Annotated in this window: 14 protein-coding genes; 9 read left to right on the top strand and 5 right to left on the bottom strand. The window is 72.7% G+C overall.

The window, feature by feature from the left end; all coding sequences use genetic code 11:
- Positions 1-54: 54 nt before the first annotated feature.
- Positions 55-1,368 (bottom strand): MFS transporter, encoded by a 1,314-nt coding sequence (locus J2W20_RS09585; protein WP_307006312.1) that lies wholly within the window; start codon positions 1,366-1,368, stop codon positions 55-57.
- Positions 1,369-1,377: 9 nt separating this feature from the next.
- Entirely contained in the window at positions 1,378-2,466 is a 1,089-nt protein-coding gene (locus J2W20_RS09590) for a proteasome assembly chaperone family protein (protein ID WP_373457994.1), read from the bottom strand.
- A gap of 237 nt (positions 2,467-2,703) precedes the next feature.
- Between J2W20_RS09590 and J2W20_RS09595 the strand changes: the two genes are divergently transcribed.
- The 5 genes from J2W20_RS09595 (at position 2,704) to J2W20_RS09615 (ending at position 8,798) form a co-directional block, all read left to right on the top strand.
- Positions 2,704-4,230 carry a leucyl aminopeptidase gene (locus J2W20_RS09595; protein ID WP_307006313.1) on the top strand — a complete coding sequence of 509 codons (1,527 nt, stop codon included), beginning with the start codon at positions 2,704-2,706 and terminating at the stop codon, positions 4,228-4,230.
- Between the two features lie 259 nt (positions 4,231-4,489).
- Entirely contained in the window at positions 4,490-5,872 is a 1,383-nt protein-coding gene (lpdA, locus tag J2W20_RS09600) for a dihydrolipoyl dehydrogenase (RefSeq protein ID WP_307006314.1), read from the top strand.
- A 51-nt stretch (positions 5,873-5,923) separates the two neighbouring features.
- Entirely contained in the window at positions 5,924-7,714 is a 1,791-nt protein-coding gene (gene sucB / locus J2W20_RS09605) for a 2-oxoglutarate dehydrogenase, E2 component, dihydrolipoamide succinyltransferase (protein WP_307006315.1), read from the top strand.
- Between the two features lie 139 nt (positions 7,715-7,853).
- Positions 7,854-8,234, top strand: coding sequence for a hypothetical protein (locus tag J2W20_RS09610; RefSeq protein ID WP_307006316.1), 381 nt, complete (start codon positions 7,854-7,856; stop codon positions 8,232-8,234).
- A 135-nt stretch (positions 8,235-8,369) separates the two neighbouring features.
- Positions 8,370-8,798, top strand: a complete 429-nt coding sequence (locus J2W20_RS09615; RefSeq protein ID WP_307006317.1) for an OsmC family protein — start codon at positions 8,370-8,372, stop codon at positions 8,796-8,798.
- 109 nt (positions 8,799-8,907) lie between these two features.
- Here the strand turns inward: J2W20_RS09615 and J2W20_RS09620 are convergent, their stop codons facing one another.
- Together J2W20_RS09620 and J2W20_RS09625 are read right to left on the bottom strand one after the other, a co-directional pair.
- A complete protein-coding gene (locus J2W20_RS09620; RefSeq protein ID WP_307006319.1) occupies positions 8,908-12,450 on the bottom strand; it encodes a S41 family peptidase in 3,543 nt (1,180 codons plus the stop codon).
- Between the two features lie 75 nt (positions 12,451-12,525).
- Entirely contained in the window at positions 12,526-14,238 is a 1,713-nt protein-coding gene (locus tag J2W20_RS09625; protein ID WP_307006320.1) for a protein kinase domain-containing protein, read from the bottom strand.
- A 109-nt stretch (positions 14,239-14,347) separates the two neighbouring features.
- On the opposite strand from J2W20_RS09625, the gene lipB reads away from it, so the two are divergent.
- From lipB to J2W20_RS09640, 3 genes are all read left to right on the top strand, one after another.
- Positions 14,348-15,037: a lipoyl(octanoyl) transferase LipB gene (lipB, locus tag J2W20_RS09630; RefSeq protein WP_307006382.1), complete on the top strand. Its 690-nt coding sequence runs from the start codon at positions 14,348-14,350 to the stop codon at positions 15,035-15,037.
- Positions 15,034-16,044, top strand: a complete 1,011-nt coding sequence (lipA, locus tag J2W20_RS09635; protein ID WP_307006321.1) for a lipoyl synthase — start codon at positions 15,034-15,036, stop codon at positions 16,042-16,044. The genes lipB and lipA overlap by 4 nt, the downstream gene beginning before the upstream one ends.
- A 120-nt stretch (positions 16,045-16,164) precedes the next feature.
- Complete coding sequence (locus tag J2W20_RS09640) at positions 16,165-16,905, top strand: DUF4191 domain-containing protein (protein ID WP_307006322.1); 741 nt, start codon at positions 16,165-16,167, stop codon at positions 16,903-16,905.
- 104 nt (positions 16,906-17,009) lie between these two features.
- Here the strand turns inward: J2W20_RS09640 and J2W20_RS09645 are convergent, their stop codons facing one another.
- Positions 17,010-17,444, bottom strand: a complete 435-nt coding sequence (locus J2W20_RS09645; protein ID WP_307006323.1) for an RDD family protein — start codon at positions 17,442-17,444, stop codon at positions 17,010-17,012.
- A gap of 276 nt (positions 17,445-17,720) precedes the next feature.
- Between J2W20_RS09645 and glnA the strand changes: the two genes are divergently transcribed.
- Positions 17,721-19,145, top strand: coding sequence for a type I glutamate--ammonia ligase (glnA, locus tag J2W20_RS09650; protein ID WP_307006324.1), 1,425 nt, complete (start codon positions 17,721-17,723; stop codon positions 19,143-19,145).
- Positions 19,146-19,216: the final 71 nt, after the last annotated feature.

Raw genomic sequence — 19,216 nt, forward strand, 5'->3', positions numbered from 1 at the left:
CCCGGACCTGCGCCATGTGGACAACGTGCCCATGCGGGCGCTGGGGAGGAGGAGTCAGCGGCGCCTGCGGGCCCTGTAGTCGGCCCAGACCTCCCTCAGGAGCGGGACGCGCACGTTCTGGGCGGCGAGGTCCCGGCGCACCTTCCGGCGTACCCGGACCAGGGCGAAGGCGCCTCCGGCCAGGACGAGGAGCTGGACCGCGAGCGCACCGCGGAAGGCGTCGAGGCTGTACACGCCCTGCGGCGAGAGGCCGAGGGCGTGCTCGAGGTCGAGGAGATAGCCCACGAGGAACATCGTCAGCAGCGCCGCGACGAAGCCCCCGATGTTCACGATCCCGGTCGCGGTGCCGAGCCTGTGCGAGGGATTGAACGTCCTGGCGAAGTCGAATCCGATCATCGACGCAGGGCCACCGAGGGCGAGGACGGCCACGAGGACGGCCATGAGCCACAGCGGCGCGCGCCCCGGGACCACGAGCACCGCGGTCCACGCCACCGCCGTGAGGGTGGAGATGCCGAGCACGAGCGTCGACCTGCGCAGCGGATGCCGGGCGACGAACCTGCCCATGGGCGGGCCGGCGAGGATCGCGACGGCGACGAAGAAGGACATGAGCCCCGCGGCGACGGTCTGGTCGAACCCCTGGCCCGCGACCATGAAGGGGAAGCCCCACATGAGGGCGAAGACGTTGCCGCTGAACTGGACGGTGAAGTGGCTCCACATCCCCAGTCGGGTCCCCGGCTGGCGCCACGCGGCGGCGAGGAGGGCGCGCGTGCCCTCCGGGCTCTCGCTGTGCCCCGTGCTCGCACCGGCGGGCGCGTTGCGCAGCAGGGCGAGCACGAGCACGATCACCACGACGGACAGGGCGGCCAGGGTCATGAAGGCGCGGGACCAGCCGGCGGCGTGCAGGAGCGCGAGGAACGGGATCACGCTCACGAGCTGGCCGAGCTGGCCGATCACGCCCGTGAGCTGGCTCATCAGGGGGGCGCGGCGCCCGTCGAACCACAGCGGCACGAGCCTGAGCACGGAGACGAACGTCATCGCATCGCCCATGCCCACGAGCATGCGGCCGATGATCCCGGTGACGGTCGTCTCGGCCACCGCGATCTGCAGCTGCCCGAGCGCCATGAAGACCGCCCCGGCGGAGACCATGATGCGGCTGCCGAAGCGGTCCACGAGCAGCCCGACGGGGATCTGGAGCGAGGCGTAGACCACGAGCTGGAGCACCGTGAAGGCGGAGAGCACCGCGCCGCCGGCATGGAACCGGTCCGCGGCTTCGAGGCCGACGACCCCGAACGAGGTGCGCTGGAGCACAGCCACCAGGTAGCCGAAGACTCCGATTCCCCAGACCACGTAGGCGCGCCAGCTGTTCACCCCACGATCCTAGTGCGGGGGCTCCTCGCCCTCGCTCCCCTCGCCGCGGGGCGCGTCGCCGGGCGCGTGCGGCGAGCTGCCGGCGGCGGGCGGCGCCCCGCCGTCGTCCGTGCCGCCGTCATCCGCGCCGCCGGCGCCCAGGGCCTCCCCTGGCCCCTCGGCGTCCTCGTCGCCGTGGGCGGCGAGGTAGGCCTCGACCGCGGCGCCGAGGTCCTCGGCGGTGGGCAGCTCGTCGGCCGGGCCCGCGAGGAGGGAGCGGCGGGGGACGTCGGCCGTGTGGTCGTCGAAGCGTTCCTCGAGGCCGGCGACCAGCTCGCGGATCTCCGCGGAGGCCGCGACCTGCTCGGCCACCTGCCGCTCGACCTCCCGCGCCGCCTCGCGGAGCCGGTCGCTGGGCAGCATGAGGGAGGCGGCGGCCCCGAGGTGCTCGAGGCCCGTGACGGCGGCGGCGGGGTACTCGGCCTCGGCGAGGTAGTGCGGGACATGGACCACGAATCCCGTGACATCGTGCCCCGCCTCGATGAGGCGGATCTCCACGAGGTGCCCGACCGCTCCGGGGAACTCGACGACCGGCTTCCAGCGCGAGATGCCCTCGACGAGCTCCGGCCGGTTGCCGTGCACCGTGACGCCGAGCGGGCGGGTGTGGGGCACGGGCATCGGGATCGCGTGGACCCAGAGGGTCTGGCGCACCTCGAGCCGCTCGACGAGCCCGACGACGGCGCGCGCGAACCGCTCCCACTGCAGGTCCGGCTCGGGGCCGGCGAGGAGGAGGTAGGGGCGCCCGAGCCCGTCGTTCAGGCGGTAGAGCGCGAGGGCCGGTGCGTCGTAGTCCTCGAGGTGGTCCTCGACGAAGCGGATGCGGGGGCGGCGCGAGCGGTAGTCGAGCAGCTGGTCGACGTCGAACGCGGCGATCGCGCCGGCGCCCTGGACGGTGATCAGCTCGTCGATGATCTGGCGCACGGCGTGGCCGGCGTCGGCGAATCCGGTGAAGCCCATGATGAGCGGCAGCCCGCGCATGCCCTCGTCCCCGCTGAGCTCGAGGGCCGCGGAGTAGAGGCCGGCGGGGTCCTGCAGGGGCCCGGACGCAGGGTCGATCACGGTGGCAGTCCTTCCTAGGCGTTCATCCGTCCAACACTCGGCGGCGTTCCATCATTCCACCTCGGCGTCCCTCGCTCGGCGTCCTCGCTCGGCGCCCCGGTGCCGGCGCCCCTGCGCCGCGCCGCAGGGGACGACCCCGGCCGCCCTATTACGATCGGGAGCACCTGAAGCAACCGCACCACACCCGCCGGCGCAGACACGCGGCAGCGTGAGCCGTGCAGAATCGAGGCACCAGAAGTGTTCAGCAACAGCGAAGTCACCCTCCGGGCCGTGTCCAAGGACCTGCGCAAGACCCCCAGCGACGTCCTGGTGGTAGGGATCGCGCAGGGCCCGGACGGGCCGGTCCTCCTCGAGAATCCCCTGAGCGCACGCAACGCCGAGGCCGTGTCCTCCACGCTTGCCGCGCTGGGCGTCACGGGCGCCGCGGACCAGCTCCACCGGCTGCCTGGGCTGCCCGAGCTCGGCGCGCACGTGCTCGCCCTGGCCGGCGTGGGCAAGCTCGCGCCCGGCGCGGCCCCGACCGCCGAGCAGCTCCGGCGGGCCGCAGGCTCGGCGGTGCGCCAGCTGGCCGGGAACTCGACCGTGGTGCTGGCCCTGCCGGCGGCGACCGCTGCCGACTTCGCCGCGGTCGCGGAGGGGGCCGCCCTCGGCGCCTACTCCTACACGGAGCACAAGTCGGCCAACGGCGGCGGCAAGGAGAACGTGCGCACGGCGATCGTCTACAGCGCCCTCGCCGGCACTGCCGAGGCGGACGCCGCCCTCGCGCGCGCGGCCGTCCTCGGAGCCTCGGTCAACGCGACCCGCACGCTCGTGAACATGCCTCCGAGCCAGCTCTATCCGGAGGCTTTCGCCGAGGCGGCCAAGGACCTCGCGAAGGGCCTTCCCGTCAAGGTCACGGTCTTCGACGAGAAGCGGCTCGCGAAGGAGGGGTTCGGCGGCATCCTGGCGGTGGGGCAGGGGTCGGCGCGGCCGCCGCGGCTGGTCAAGCTCGAATACGTGCCCTCCCGCCCGTCCGGCGCGCGCACCGTCCACCTCGTCGGCAAGGGCATCACGTTCGACTCGGGCGGCATCTCGATCAAGCCCGCGGCCAACATGGACCAGATGAAGAGCGACATGGCCGGTGCGGCCACCGTCCTGAACGCTGCCCTCGCCGCAGCGCGCCTGGGCCTGCCGGTCAAGGTGACCGCGTGGCTGTGCGTAGCGGAGAACATGCCCTCGGGCAGCGCGCAGCGGCCGTCCGACGTCATCACGATGCGCGGCGGCACCACGGTGGAGGTGCTCAACACCGATGCCGAGGGCCGGCTCGTCATGGCCGACGGCCTGGTCGCGGCGTGCGAGGAGAACCCGGACGCCGTCATCGACGTGGCGACGCTGACGGGGGCGGCCCTCGTGGCGCTCGGCACGCGCACCGCCGGGGTGATGGGCGACGACGAGGTGACCCGCCCGCTGCTCGACGCCGCCGCCGCGGCGGGCGAGCCCGCGTGGCCCATGCCGCTGCCCGAGGAGCTGCGGGCCGGCCTGGATTCCGCCACGGCGGACATCGCCAATGTCGGCGAGCGGCCCGGCGGGATGCTGACGGCTGCCATCTTCCTGAAGGAGTTCGTGGGCAGGCGCCCGGACGGCAGCACCGTCCCGTGGGCCCACCTCGACATCGCCGGACCGGCGTTCAACACCGGCTCACCCTACGGGCACACCCCCAAGCAGGGCACCGGCTCCACGGTCCGCACGCTCGTGGGCTACCTCGAGTCCGCTGCCCGCCCGTGACGCCGCGCTGCCCGCAGCCCGGCGGCTGCGGGCGGCCATCCCCTGTAGTTTCACATCATGGAATTGAAAGTCCATGTAGCGAAAGTGTTAGAGTTCCCGTGACTCTTGACACAAGGCCGCGACAAACGTTCGGCGAAGGTGGAGCATAGTCGGTCGGGGATATAGGGTTTCCCTGATACCGGGCCTGCGCGGACCGCCGCAGGCAAACTGTCACATCCGACGGCGGAACACGCCGTCCACAAGGCGAGGGAGCGTCCACGTGGCCGAAGCGGCAACTGCGCACGAATTCGACATCTTGATCCTCGGCGGCGGAAGCGGCGGCTACGCCGCGGCGCTCCGCGCCTCGGAGCTCGGCTTCTCCGTCGGGCTCGTCGAGAAGGGCAAGCTGGGCGGCACGTGCCTGCACAACGGCTGCATCCCGACCAAGGCCCTCCTCCACTCGGCCGAGCTGGCGGACCATGCACGCGACGCCGCCAAGTACGGCGTGAACGTGACGCTGGACGGCATCGACATGAACGCCGTGAACGCCTACAAGGGCGGCATCATCGCGGGCAAGTTCAAGGGCCTCACGGGCCTCATCAAGTCCAAGGGCATCACCGTCATCGAGGGCGAGGGCCGCCTGACCGGCCCGAGCACGGTGACCGTGGGCGGCACGGACTACACGGGCAAGAACATCATCCTCGCCACCGGCTCCTACTCCCGCAGCCTCCCCGGCCTCGAGATCGGCGGACGGGTCATCACGTCCGACCAGGCGCTCGAGCTCGACTACGTGCCCAGCAGCGTGATCGTCCTCGGTGGCGGCGTCATCGGCGTCGAGTTCGCCTCGGTCTGGAAGTCCTTCGGCGTCGACGTCACGATCGTCGAGGGCCTGCCCTCGCTCGTCCCCAACGAGGACGCCGCGATCGTCAAGCAGCTCGAGCGCGCCTTCAAGAAGCGCGGCATCAAGTTCAGCACCGGCACGTTCTTCCAGGGCGTCGAGCAGGACGAGAACGGCGTCAAGGTCACGCTCGTCGACGGGAAGACCTTCGAGGCCGACCTGCTCCTGGTCGCCGTCGGCCGTGGGCCGTCGACCGCGAACCTCGGCTTCGAGGAGGCCGGCATCACCGTGGACCGCGGCTTCGTCATCACCAACGAGCGGCTGCACACCGGCGTGGGCAACGTCTACGCGGTGGGCGACATCGTCCCCGGCGTCCAGCTCGCCCACCGCGGATTCCAGCAGGGCATCTTCGTCGCCGAGGAGATCGCCGGCCTCAACCCGGTCGTGGTCGAGGACGTGAACATCCCGAAGGTCACCTACTGCGACCCCGAGATCGCCACGGTCGGCTACACCGAGAAGGCCGCCAAGGAGAAGTTCGGCGAGGACCAGGTGCAGACCCAGGAGTACAACCTCGCCGGCAACGGCAAGAGCTCCATCCTCGGCACGTCCGGCATCATCAAGGTCGTGCGCCAGAAGGAAGGCCCGGTCGTCGGCGTCCACATGATCGGCGCCCGCATGGGCGAGCAGATCGGCGAGGCCCAGCTCATCGTCAACTGGGAGGCCTACCCGGAGGACGTGGCCCAGTTCATTCACGCCCACCCGACGCAGAACGAGGCTCTCGGCGAGGCCCACCTGGCTCTGGCCGGCAAGCCGCTGCACGGCTGAGCCGACCCCGACACCATTCGCACGCAGAAGAATCAAGGAGCACGGGGACCCATGTCTGAATCCGTCAACCTTCCAGCCCTCGGTGAAAGCGTCACCGAAGGCACCGTCACCCGCTGGCTGAAGCAGGTCGGCGACCGCGTCGAGATCGACGAGCCCCTCGTCGAGGTCTCCACCGACAAGGTCGACACCGAGATCCCTTCGCCGGTCGCGGGCATCCTCGAGCAGATCCTCGTCGCCGAGGACGAGACCGCCGAGGTCGGCTCCCCGCTGGCGGTGATCGGCGACGGCGCATCCTCGCCGGACGCCTCCGGCGCGCCCGCCGCCCAGGAGGAAGAGCAGGCGGCTCCTGCCGCTGCCCCCGAGCCCGAGCAGGCCCCTGCCCCCGAGCCCGAGGCGGCCGCCGCGCCGGAGCCCGCGGGCTCCTCCGCCGGTGCCCCGGCCGAGGGGCACGAGGTCACGCTCCCCGCCCTCGGCGAGAGCGTCACCGAAGGCACGGTGACCCGGTGGCTCAAGGCCGTCGGCGAGACCGTCGAGGTCGACGAGCCCCTGCTCGAGGTGTCCACCGACAAGGTCGACACCGAGGTCCCGTCCCCCGTCGCCGGCACCCTGCTCGAGATCCGCGTCCCCGAGGACGAGACGGCCGAAGTCGGTGCGGTGCTCGCGGTCATCGGCTCCGGCGCCCCGGCCCAGGCCGCCCCCGCCCCGGCTCCCGAGGCGCCCACCGCGGAGGCGCCCGCGGCCCAGGCACCTGCCGCTGCCCCGGCTCCGGCTGAAGCACCGGCACCTGCCCCGGCTCCCGCAGCGGCCCCGGCTCCCGCAGCAGCCCCGGCACCGGCGGCTGCCCCGGCACCGGCATCCGCCCCCGCGGCCTCGGCCGCGCCGGCGCAGGGCGGCGAGTCGGGCTACGTGACCCCGCTCGTGCGCAAGCTCGCAAACCAGCACGGGATCGACGTGACCTCGCTGACCGGAACCGGCGTCGGCGGCCGCATCCGCAAGCAGGACGTGCTCGCCGCGGTCGAGGCCAAGAACGCCGCCTCCGCGCAGGCCCCCAGCGCCCCCGCCGCGGCGGCCCCGGCCCAGGCTGCCCCGGCCGCCGCTGCCAACGGCTCCGTCTCGTCGCTGCGCGGGACCACGGAGAAGGCCCCCCGGATCCGCCAGGTCATCGCCCGCCGGATGCGCGAGTCGCTCGACACCTCGACCCAGCTCACGCAGGTCCATGAGGTCGACATGACGAAGATCGCGAAGCTCCGCGACCGTGCCAAGGCCCAGTTCCAGGCCCAGAACGGCGTCAAGCTGACCTTCCTCCCGTTCATCGCGAAGGCCGTGGCCGAGGCGCTCAAGCAGCACCCGAAGCTCAATGCGGAGTACAGCGAGGAGACCCAGCAGATCACCTACCACAACGCGGAGCACCTCGCGATCGCGGTGGACACGGACAAGGGCCTCCTCGTGCCGGTGATCAACAACGCCGGCGACCTCAACCTCGCGGGCCTGGCCGGGCGCATCGCCGATGTCGCCGCGCGCACGCGCAGCGGCAAGATCGGTCCGGACGAGCTCTCGGGCGGCACGTTCAGCATCACCAACATCGGCTCGGTCGGCGCGCTGTTCGACACGCCGATCATCAACCAGCCGCAGGTGGCCATCCTGGGCACCGGGGCGATCGTGAAGCGCCCGTGGGTCTCCCAGAACGCCGAGGGCGACGACGTCATCTCGATCCGGTCGATGATGTACCTCTCGCTCACCTACGACCACCGTCTGGTCGACGGCGCGGACGCTGGCCGCTTCCTCCAGACGCTGCGCGCGCGGCTCGAGGAGGGCTCGTTCGAGGCCGACCTCGGTCTCTGAGGCATCGCCGGCAGAGCGCACGACGGCGCCCGCTCCCCTTTCCGGGGACGGGCGCCGTCCGCGTTTCGTTACCCACTTGGGACGCGCACGCGGCGCGATCCGGCGCAGGCGGCCGGTCCGGCCCCACTAGACTCGGGTCATGACTGTCGTCCTGAGCATTGTCGTCTTCCTGCACGTCGTCGGTGCAGCCATGATCGTTGGCCCGTGGATCGCGAACATGAAGAACCCCACGGTCGGCCCGCGGCAGTTCGACGGCGCGATGACCCAGCTCGTCACTGGCGTCATCCTGGTCGGGCTCATCACGATCCTGTCCAAGCAGGCAGACAGCGGCGTGGCGCCGCTCGACACGAACCTGTACATCAAGCTGACGGTGAAGTTCATCATCGCCGTGGTGGTGGGTGCCCTGGCCTTCGTGGGCAACCGCCGCCGCAAGGCCGGCGAGAGGGTCACCCCGGGGCTCGCCCACGGCGTCGGCGGCCTCGCGCTGCTCAACATCGCCATCGCCACGATCTGGCAGTAGCGTCGGCTGCTCCGCCCGGCCCCGCCGCCCCCGGTCACATTCGGAGGAGGCGGGGCCGTGTTGTGCCTAGGATGGGCGAGGACGGCGCACCCGACCGGCTGCGCCGCGGCACACCGACCACGGCAAGGAGCACACATGGCTACGATCCGCACCGCACACACCGTCTGGGAGGGCAACCTCTTCGAGGGCAAGGGGCAGACCACCCTCGACACCTCGGGCCTCGGCACGTACGACGTGACGTGGAAGGCCCGCAGCGAGGACGCGAACGGCAAGACGAGCCCGGAGGAGCTCCTCGCGGCGGCCCACTCGGCCTGCTTCTCGATGGCCTTCAGCAACGAGCTCGACGGTGCAGGCTTCAAGGCCGAGCGCATCGAGACCTCCTCCGCGGTCGGCTTCGAGCCCGGCAAGGGCGTCACGGGCAGCGAGCTCACCGTGACCGCCACGGTTCCCGGCATCTCCGAGGAGCAGTTCCAGCAGATCGCGGAGAAGGCCAAGGACGGCTGCCCCGTGAGCCAGGCGCTCTCCGGGATCACGATCACCCTCAAGGCCACCCTCGAGTCCTGAGCGCCGCCCGCTGACCCGGGCCGCGGAGTGCCCCGCGCCCGGGCAGCGAAAGGCCCCTCCCCGACCCGGGGAGGGGCCTTTCCCGCGTCCGGGCGATGCCGGGGACGCCTCAGCCCTGGTAGGCCGGCTCCTTGAGGTCCGCGCCGCGGTCCTGGGGACGCGGGGGCAGCGGCGCCGGGCGCACCGAGCGGTAGCCCTCGCGCGCCGGCGGCCGCTGGGTCGGGATCTCGACGAGCATCTCCTTGAGCACGCCGATGCCGTGCTCGAGCTGCGGGTCGATGCCGGCCGCGTAGGCGTGCGGCGGGTACGCGACTTCGATGTCCGGCTCCACGCCGAAGTTCTCGACGCCCCAGCCGATGCCGCCCTCGAACCAGGTCGCGTAGCGCGGCTGGCTCACCGCGGTCCCGTCCGCGAGCTTGAACCGGTTGTCGATCCCGATCACGCCGCCCCAGGTCCTCGTCCCGACCACCGGTCCGATCCCGCGCAGCTTCCCCACGGCGGTGATGATGTCGCCGTCGGAACCCGCGAACTCGTCCGCGAGGATCACCACCGGGCCCCGGGGAGCGTGCCGCGGGTAGGTGCGGGGCTGCTCCCCCCGGGGGACGCTCCAGCCGGTGACGCGCCGGCCGATCAGCTCGGCCACGAGCTGGGACGTGTGGCCGCCGCGGTTGCGGCGCACGTCCACCACGAGCGCGTCGAGGGCCGTCTCCGTGTCGAGGTCGCGGTGGAGCTGGGCCCAGCCGCGCGCCCCCATGTCCGGCACGTGCAGGTACCCGAAGCGGCCCTCGGAGGCCTCGCGGACGAGCCGCCGGTTCGCCTGGACCCAGTCCTGGTACCGCAGCCGCTCCTCGTCCCGGAGGGGCACGACGGCGATCCGCCGGGTCCGCCCCGACGCCTCGCCGTGGGCCGCGCCGTTGAGCATCGTCAGCTCGACGACCTTGCCGGCGGCGCCGGCCAGCGCGGTCGCCGGCCCGAAACCGGGACCGAGCCGGACACCGTCGACCTCAAGCAGCCGGTCGCCCGGGCGGACGCCCGCCCCGGGCGCGGCGAGGGGCGAGGCGGCGAGCGGGTCGGAGGACTCGTTGGCGAGGACGCGGCGGACCACCCAGCCGCCGTCGAAGTCGAACTCCGCCCCGAGCCTGCCCTGTCCCCCGGCACCGGGCTCGGTGACGGCGGGGGGCGTGACGTAGGCGTGCGAAGTGCCCAGCTCGCCGTGGAGTTCCCAGATGAGGTCGACGAGGTCATCGTGCGAGCCGAGCCTGTCCACGATCGGCCGGTACCGGTCCCGGACCTCGTCCCAGTCCGCGCCGGCCATGTCTTCAGTCCAGAAGAAGTCGCGCTGCAGCCGCCAGGCCTCCTCGAACGCCTGCGACCACACCGCCCCGGGGTCGAGCCGCACCCGGATGCGCTCGAGGTCCACCGTGACGTGCTCGGCGTGCCCGTCCTCGGCCGGCTTGTCGCTCGGCACGCTGTGGACCGTCCGGTCGCGCACGTAGACGATCCTCGTGCCGTCGCCGCTGAGCCGGTAGGACTCCAGCGCCCCCACGAGCGTCGTCTCGTTGCCCGTGAGGAGGTCGAAGCGCTGCAGCGTCGGCGGGGCGTCCTTGTCCTCCGGCTTGGCCCTGCCCTCGCCGGTCGCGCCCGCGAGGTCGTGGGAGAGCCACAGCAGGGAGTCCTGCGCGGCTGCGAGGTGCGAGTAGTTGCCCTGGCGGACGGGCAGCGCGGTGACGCGGTGGCGGATCCCGTCGAGGTCGACGCGCACCTCGACAGGCGAGGCCGCCGACGACGGCGGGGCCGCGCCGTCGTCCGCGGGACGGCTCTGGGCGTCGTCCGCGAAGTCCGCCACCCGGGGGCCGAACGGGCTCGCCGTGGCCGCCGAGAGTGGGACGATGTACGGCTTGATGGGGCTCGGGAACGACAGGTCGAACGAATGGCCGTCGTACACCGGGTCGAAGCTGCGCCCGGAGAGGAACGCGAGGTACTTCCCGTCCGGCGTGAAGGCGGGCGAGGCGTCCTGGAAGCGGCCATCGGTGACGTCGGCCACGCGGCCCGTGGCCCGCTCGGCGAGCCGGAGCTTGGAGCGCGAGCCGAACGCGGTCACGGGCTCGATCCAGGCCAGCCAGCGCGAGTCCGGGCTCCACGCCAGCTCGGCGACCATGCCCTCCCCGACGCTGCTGAGGGTCGTGGCCGTGCCCTGCGCGACATCGACGAGGTGGACGTCGCCGAACGCGGTGCCGACGGCGAGGAACTTCGCGTCGGGGCTGGGCACCAGCTCGACCGGACGGTGCGCGGAGGGCAGTGGGATGCGGGCCAGCCGCGGCAGGGAATCCTCGTCCCCCGCTGCGGAGACGCCCGGACGCTGGGCCGGCACTGCGTAGGAGCGCGGCGCGCGGGGGCCCACGGTGGCCGGCGGCGCGGCAGGCGTCGCTGCCGCGTCCTGGCCGCCGGCGAGCGCGGAGACCGGCCGCGGCAGGCCGTCAGAGGCGGGGTCGGTACCGTACCCGGCGCTGCCGGCCTGCTCGACGAGTGCGGCGCCACCCGCGGCGGGGGCGGCTGCGGTGCCCAGTCCCCCGAGGCGGCGCACGAACAGCCCCTCTTCGCCCTCGTGGTCCGCGACGAACGCGACGGCTCCGGAACCGAGCGGCCGCGCGAGCCGTGCACGCACCCCCGGGGTGGCCTCCACGACGTGGGAGGGGCCGTCGCGGTGCGTGAGCCAGTGGACCGTGCCGTGCGACTCGACCACGCTGGCCCGTCCGTCGGGGGCAGGGACCACGTCGCCGAGATGGCGGCCGACGGCGAGGGGCCGGCTCCGGCGGGACGTCGAGGCCGAGGCGAGGGCGATCTCGAGCCGGCGCGGCTCGGCGTCGAGCGAGTCGAGGATCCACAGTTCGCCGGCGCTGTCGAAGACGACGCGGCGGCCGTCGGTGCTCGCGTGGCGGATGTAGAAGCGGTCGGAGTCGGTGTGCCGGCGCAGGCCGGCCCCTGCCCGGTCGACGGAGTACAGGTTGCCCACGCCCTCGTGGTCCGAGACGAACGCGATGCGCTCCCCCACCCACAGCGGGTCCGCGAGGTTGCCGTCGAGGTCGGCCAGGAGGCGGCGGAACTCCCCGCCGCCGTCGGGATCGATCCACAGCTTGCCCGCTGCGCCGCCGCGGTACCGCTTCCAGTGGGCGGGCTCGCGGGTCAGGACGCTGCCCACGACGACGGGCCGGTCGTCGCCGACCCGGGGGCCGAACGCGACCGAGTGCACGGGCCCGTAGGGGAGCTCCTCCAGCCAGCCGCCGTCGAGCGGCATCGTGTAGGCGTGGGTGTGGCGGGAGTCCGGCTGGTTGTGGGCGCTCGTGACGATCACCCTGCCGCCAGGCTCGAAGCCGCGGACCCTCGTGGTGGCGTGGCCGAACCAGCTCAGCTGCCGGAAGCCGCCGCCGTCGACCTCGGCGGAGACGACCTCGGGGGCGCTGCCCTGGACCACGGTCCACACGACCCTGCTCCCGTCAGGGGCGAAGCGGGGATTGCGCGCAGGCAGCCCGAGCGAGGAGAGCCGCCAGGCGCGCCCTCCGGCGACAGGGGCGAGCCAGACGTCGTCCTCGGCGACGAACGCCACGAGGTCCCCGTGCACGTGGGGATAGCGGAAGTAGCTGGAGCCAGTCATCCTCCGATCATATTCACCGGCCGGGCCCCTCCCGGGCCGGCCACACCCGTGCGGGAGAGTGTGACGCACGCCGCATCAGGCGGGGCCGATCCGCGCGACCTTCCACCGCTGGCCGTCGTGCTGCAGGACGACTGTCAGCTCCTGGTCGAGGCCCGCGGGCCTCTCCCCGACGGTGGCTCCGGTCCGGTCCTTGACGGCGTAGCCGGTCGTGACCACCCGGACCCGCACGGCGGCGCTCATCGAGCCCGAGGCCCGGTCCCCGGTGCCGGAGTCGAGGGACGCGGCGAGGACTCGGGCGCTGAAGCCCTCGAGCCGCTGGCCGCTGGCCTCGAGCCGGTCGAGGAGCCCGCGGTCCGCTGCGGCCGCCTCCGAGCCTGCGGCGTTGACCGCAGAGAGCATGCCGCGGTCGCGGCCGGCGATGGCCCTCGCCCGGATCTCCGACAGAGCCTGCACCGCCTGCACCGGGTCGGGGGCGGCGGCGCGGCGCCGGAGCTGCTCGGGCAGGGACTCCCACCCCGCCACGGCGCCCGTCTGGTCCGCGTCCGCGGGCTGGTCGCCTGCACGGGGGGCCGGAGGCCGGCTCCACCAGCCCGCAGCGACGGCGGCCACGACGAGCCCCGCGGCAAGCCAGAGGGCGGCCGCCGGAAGCGGGCGCCGCGCCCTCGCCCGGGGGCGGCCGGCCGGGCGCGGGGCCGCCCCCTGGGATGCGGCCCCGGCATGGGCTCCCCCGCGGCGCTGGGGCCGCTGGGGGCGCGCGCGAGGGCTGCGGCCCCTGGGATCGCCGCGGGACGGAAGGCCCAGGACCGGGCGCCGGCGGGCCGGGGCGGCCTGGCGCCGGGTCATCAGCTCGGGCAGGACGGCGGCGTCGACGGCAGGGGCGAGGTCGACCGGCTCCGCCCGGCCGCTGCGGAGCACCGAGCGGGCGAGCTCCTCGGCCGAGGGCCGCTGGAGCGGATCGTCCCGCAGCGCCGCCTCGATGGCGGCCGCGAGTTCTGCCGGGACCTCCCGGACCATGAGGGACAGGGGCGGCCGATGCTCGGTCGGGACCGGCGGCTCGCCCGTGAGGGCATACCAGGCGAGCGCCCCGAGGGCGAAGACGTCGGCCGCGGAGGCGCGCGCCGCGGAGCTCCGCCCGTCGCTCCCGGCCGGGCCACCGCCGTCGGCCGCCGCGGGCCGCCCCGCGGACGGGTCGGTGAAGCCGGCGGTGCCGGCCGCGCCTGCGCCGATGTCGCCCACCATCCGCCCGAGTCCGAAGTCGCCCAGCATGGGCCGCCCGTCGGCCGTGAACAGGACATTCCCGGGCGAGACGTCCCCGTGCGCGGTCCCGTCCGCGTGCAGAGCGGCCAGGGCGCGGGCGATCGGGACCACGACGGTGATGCACTCCCCCACCGGAAGCCGCCCGCGGACGCGCACGAGGTGGCCCAGGGAGCCTCCGGCCGCGTACTCGCTCAGCAGCGCGACCGCTCCGTCCGCCGCACCCGCCGCAGGGAGGGCCCGGTGGACCCCCAGGACGTGGTCATGGGGGCGGGCACGGGAGACCCTCGCCTCCCTCTGCGCGCGGCCGAGGACCTCGTCGGGGCCCAGGCCGGGGCCGGGGACGAGGAGCTTCGCCGCGAGCAGGCGCCCGGTGCCGGCCTCGCGGACGAGCCAGACCGGGCCCGCTGCACCGCGGCCGATGGCGCGGAGCGTCTCGTAGCCGGGCAGGGCCGGCGGCTGCTCACGGGCGCCCGGCTCCGCGGCGCCGTCTGCGGGCGGGAGGTCCGCCCCGGAAGGGCTGGCTGCGTCCATGGCCCCATGTCTACCGCAGATCCGGGCGTCCCGCAGAAGTTATCCACAGGCAGGGCCGGGTGCGAGGCTCGTCACACTCCCCGGCGCCGGGGCGGCTGCGCGGGCTAAGCTGGACCCCATGACTCTTGCGTTCACCCGGCTGGGGTTCGCGCCGGACTACGTCGGCTACACCGACGGCCTGGCCGCCCAGCGCAAGCTCCACGAGGACGTGGCGGCGGGTACCGCCCCCAGCACTGTCCTCCTCCTCGAGCACTCCCCGGTCTACACGGCCGGCAAGCGCACCGAGGACCACGAGCGGCCCCTCGACGGCACCCCCGTCGTGCCGGTCGACCGCGGCGGCAAGCTCACATGGCACGGCCCCGGCCAGCTCGTGGGCTATCCGATCGTCCGGCTCGCGGAGCCGCGCGGCATCCGCGCCTACGTGGAACTGCTCGAGGACGTCATGATCACCGTCATCTCCGAGTACGGCATCAAGGCCGAGCACGTCGACGGGCGCTCGGGCGTGTGGGTCCGCGCGGACGAGCGCGGCGGCGACCGCAAGATCGCGGCCATCGGCATCAGCGTGCACGAGGGCGTCACCGGCCACGGCTTCGCGATCAACTGCAGCAACAGCCTCGACCCGTACGCCCAGATCATCGCGTGCGGCATCACGGACGCGGGCACGACCACGATCTCGGCCGAATGCGGCCGCGAGGTCGGCCCGCTGGACATCATCGACCGGGTCACCGAGGAGCTCTCCCGCCGTGCCGGCGAGTTCGTCGCCGTCGACACCGCAACCACAGAAGGAGCCCTGGCATGACGATCGCCCCCGAGGGCCGGCGGATGCTGCGGATCGAGCAGCGCAACGCGGCCGTGCCGGTCGAGCGCAAGCCGGACTGGATCAAGGCCAAGGTCCAGATGGGCCCGGAGTTCGTCCAGCTGAAGAACCAGGTGAAGAAGGAGGGCCTCCACACCGTCTGCGAGGAGGCCGGCTGCCCGAACATCTTCGAGTGCTGGGAGGACAAGGAGGCCACCTTCCTCATCGGCGGCTCCGAATGCACACGCCGCTGCGACTTCTGCCAGATCGACACCGGCAGGCCCTCCCCGCTGGACCGCTTCGAGCCGACCAAGGTCGCCCGCTCGGTCCAGTCCATGGGCCTGCGCTACGCCACCGTGACCGGCGTGGCCCGCGACGACCTCGAGGACGAGGGCACCTGGCTCTACGCCGAGACCATCCGCAAGATCCACGAGCTCAACCCCGGCACCGGCGTGGAGATCCTCATCCCCGACTTCTCCGGCAAGCCCGAGCACATCAGCGCGATCTGCGAGGCCGCCCCGGAGGTCTTCGCGCACAACGTCGAGACCGTCCCGCGCCTGTTCAAGGCCATCCGGCCCGCGTTCCGCTACGAGCGCTCCCTGGACGTGCTCACCCAGGGCCGCGACCACGGCATGGTGACCAAGTCCAACCTGATCCTGGGCATGGGCGAGACCCGCCAGGAGATCTCCCAGGCCCTGGCCGACCTGCACCAGGCCGGCTGCGACCTGATCACCATCACCCAGTACCTGCGCCCCTCCGAGCGCCACCACCCCGTGGAGCGCTGGGTCAAGCCCGAGGAGTTCGTCGAGCTGTCCCAGGAGGCCGAGGAGATCGGCTTCCTCGGCGTCATGAGCGGACCCCTCGTCCGCTCCTCCTACCGCGCCGGCCGTCTCTGGGCCACCGCCATGCGCAAGAAGGGCCGCGAGATCCCACCCGCCCTGGCCCACATCGAGTCCTCCGGCACCACCCGGCAGGAGGCGGCGACCCTCCTCGCTGCCCGGCAGGGCTGACCCGCTCAGCACCCAGGGGGCGTCCACTCACGGCAGTGGGCGCCCCTCTGCGTCCCCCGCATCCGCAGGGCCGAACGGCCGCGGTGATCTCGGCGCGCGGTGACTTAGAATTGAGGGACTATGGCGAAGCGCACCGACACCTCCAGCACGCCCGCGGACAAGTCTCCCCAGGGAGGAGCTCCGAAGAAGGCGAAGAAGCCCAACGGCTTCCAGCAGTTCCTCCAGGTCTTCCAGATGACGCGGAGGGCCGACCCGAATGCCGTGTGGCTGATGCTGCTCGTGTTCCTCGGGGTGACGGCCGTGGGCCTGCTCGTCGGCTTCCTGCTCGACAACTGGATCACCGGTCTCATCATCGGCATCCTGCTCGGTGTCCTCGGAGCCGTGTTCATCCTCAGCCGCCGGGCAGAGCGCGCGGCCTACGCCCAGATCGAGGGGCAGCCCGGAGCCGCCGGCGCGGCGCTGAACTCCCTGCGGCGCGGCTGGATCGTCGAGGAGCAGCCCGTCGCGGTGAACCCCCGCACCCAGGACGTGGTATTCCGGGCCATCGGGCGCCCGGGCATCGTCCTCGTCTCCGAGGGTCCTAGCGCCCGCGTCCGCCCGCTCGTCGACAGTGAGCGCAAGCGACTGACCCGCATCCTGCCGAACGTTCCGGTGCACGTCATCGAGACCGGGCGCGACGAGGGCCAGACCCCTCTGCGCAACGTGGCGGCGAAGATGAACAAGCTCAAGCCGCAGCTGACCAAGACCGAGGTGGCGGCCGTGAGCAAGCGCATCGCCGCGCTCGGCACGCGCCTGCCCATTCCCAAGGGCATCGACCCCACCCGCATGCGCCCTGACCGGCGCGCCATGCGCGGCCGCTGAGCCGCACTGCAGCACCACGACAGAGGCCCCGGCAGCAATGCCGGGGCCTTCGCCGTCCCGCCCTGCGGCGGTGCTGCGGGCCGGTGCGGTGACGCCGGCCGGGGTCAGAGGCGGACGACGACGGTCCCTGCCGCCTTGTCGTGCGCGCCGCGCTGGTCGGGGTCGAAGACCACCGCCGGGATCACGAGGCACAGCAGGAGCGTGCGCAGGGCCGCGCGCGGGATGCCCACAGGTCCCCCGCCGAGCCGGCGGACGGTAAGCCCGGCGATGCGGTGTCCGAGCCCGTGGCCCACCAGGCCCACCAGGAGCACCTGCTCCACGGCGAACACGGCGAGGATCGTGAGCTGGCTTCCACCGAGGAAGGCCGCGGCGATCGCGTAGGAGGCGGCCCAGTCGATGCACAGGGCGAGCACCCGCCGGCCGGGGCGGCCCACGGAGCCGGGCCCCGTGCGGGGCATTCCGAGGCGGCGTCCGGGGAAGTCGCCCTCGGCGAGCTGCGGCCCGCTGATCCAGGATCCGAGGTCTCTGCGGTCGATCACCCGTCCATTCTAGGCCGCGGGGCGGGACGCGCGGGCCGCGGGACGGGGCTGGCCGCGGTGCCGGACGGCGCGGGGTCTGGCAGGGCGCGGCCGCTGCGGCTAGCGTTTACACGGGACAAGGCCCTGTAACCTCGCCGAAACAATGCCGACACGGACGGGAAATCCCCCGTTCGTACTGTGGGTGGCAGTTGCGTACGAGGCGCACCGTGGACGCGCAGTGAGTGTGCGCCCGGTCGGCGCCGGCCCGACTGCCCCCACCCTGCCAAAGGAGTACAGATGTTCAAGTCTGCGGACGAAGTCCTCGCATTCATCAAGGACGAAGACGTCAAGTTCGTCGATATCCGCTTCACCGACCTGCCCGGCGTCCAGCAGCACTTCAACATCCCGGCCAAGACGGTCGACGAGGACTTCTTCGTCAACGGCCAGCTCTTCGACGGCTCCTCGATCCGCGGCTTCCAGGGCATCGCCGAGTCGGACATGCAGCTCATCCCCGACGTGACGACGGCGTTCGTTGACCCGTTCCGCGTCGAGAAGACCCTCGCCCTGAGCTTCTCCATCGTCAACCCGCGCACCGGCGAGCCGTACCACCGCGACCCGCGCGGCGTGGCCGAGCGTGCCGAGGCCTACCTCGCCTCGACGGGGATCGCCGACACCGCGTTCTTCGCGCCCGAGGCCGAGTTCTTCGTCTTCGACAACGTCCAGTTCGAGTCCTCCCCGCAGGGTTCCTTCTACAAGGTCGACTCCATCGAGGCACCGTGGAACTCGGGCCGCGAGGAGGAGGGCGGCAACCTCGGGAACAAGACGCCGTTCAAGGGCGGCTACTTCCCCGTGGCCCCGGTCGACCACCAGGCCGACCTGCGCGATGCCATGTGCCTCGCGCTCGACGCCGCAGGCCTCGAGGTCGAGCGCTCGCACCACGAGGTCGGGGCCGCGGGCCAGGCGGAGATCAACTACCGCTTCAACACCCTCGTCCGCGCTGCCGACGACCTCCAGAAGTTCAAGTACATCATCAAGAACACCGCCCTCGAGTGGGGCAAGGCGGTCACGTTCATGCCGAAGCCGATCTTCGGCGACAACGGCTCCGGCATGCACTGCCACCAGTCGCTGTGGAACGGCAGCGAGCCGCTCTTCTACGACGAGAAGGGCTACGCCAACCTCTCGGACCTCGCCCGCTGGTACATCGGCGGCCTGCTCAAGCACGCCTCCGCTGTCCTCGCGTTCACGAACCCGACGGTGAACTCCTACAAGCGCCTCGTGAAGGGCTTCGAGGCGCCGGTCAACATGGTCTACTCGCAGGGCAACCGCTCCGCCGGCATCCGCATCCCGATCACCGGCTCCAACCCGAAGGCCAAGCGCATCGAGTTCCGCGCGCCGGACCCCTCGTCCAACCCGTACCTCGCGTTCGCCGCGCAGCTCATGGCGGGCATCGACGGCATCCGCAACCGCATCGAGCCGCCGGCCCCGATCGACAAGGACCTCTACGAGCTCCCCGTCGAGGAGGCCCGCGACATCCCCAAGGCCCCGGGCTCGCTCGAGGAGGCCCTTGAGGCCCTCGAGGCGGACAACGAGTTCCTCCAGGCCGGCGGGGTCTTCACCCAGGACCTCATCGACACCTGGATCGCGTACAAGCGCGAGAAGGAGATCATGCCGCTCTCGCTGCGCCCGAACCCCTACGAGTTCGAGCTCTACTTCGGCGTCTGATCCCGCACCTTCCGCGGGCCCTCCCGCGCCCGACGGCGCCCCTCGTCTCCCGCTGCCAGCCGGCGGAGGCG

This window comes from Sinomonas atrocyanea (genome assembly GCF_030812675.1).
Classification (GTDB): domain Bacteria; phylum Actinomycetota; class Actinomycetes; order Actinomycetales; family Micrococcaceae; genus Sinomonas; species Sinomonas atrocyanea_B.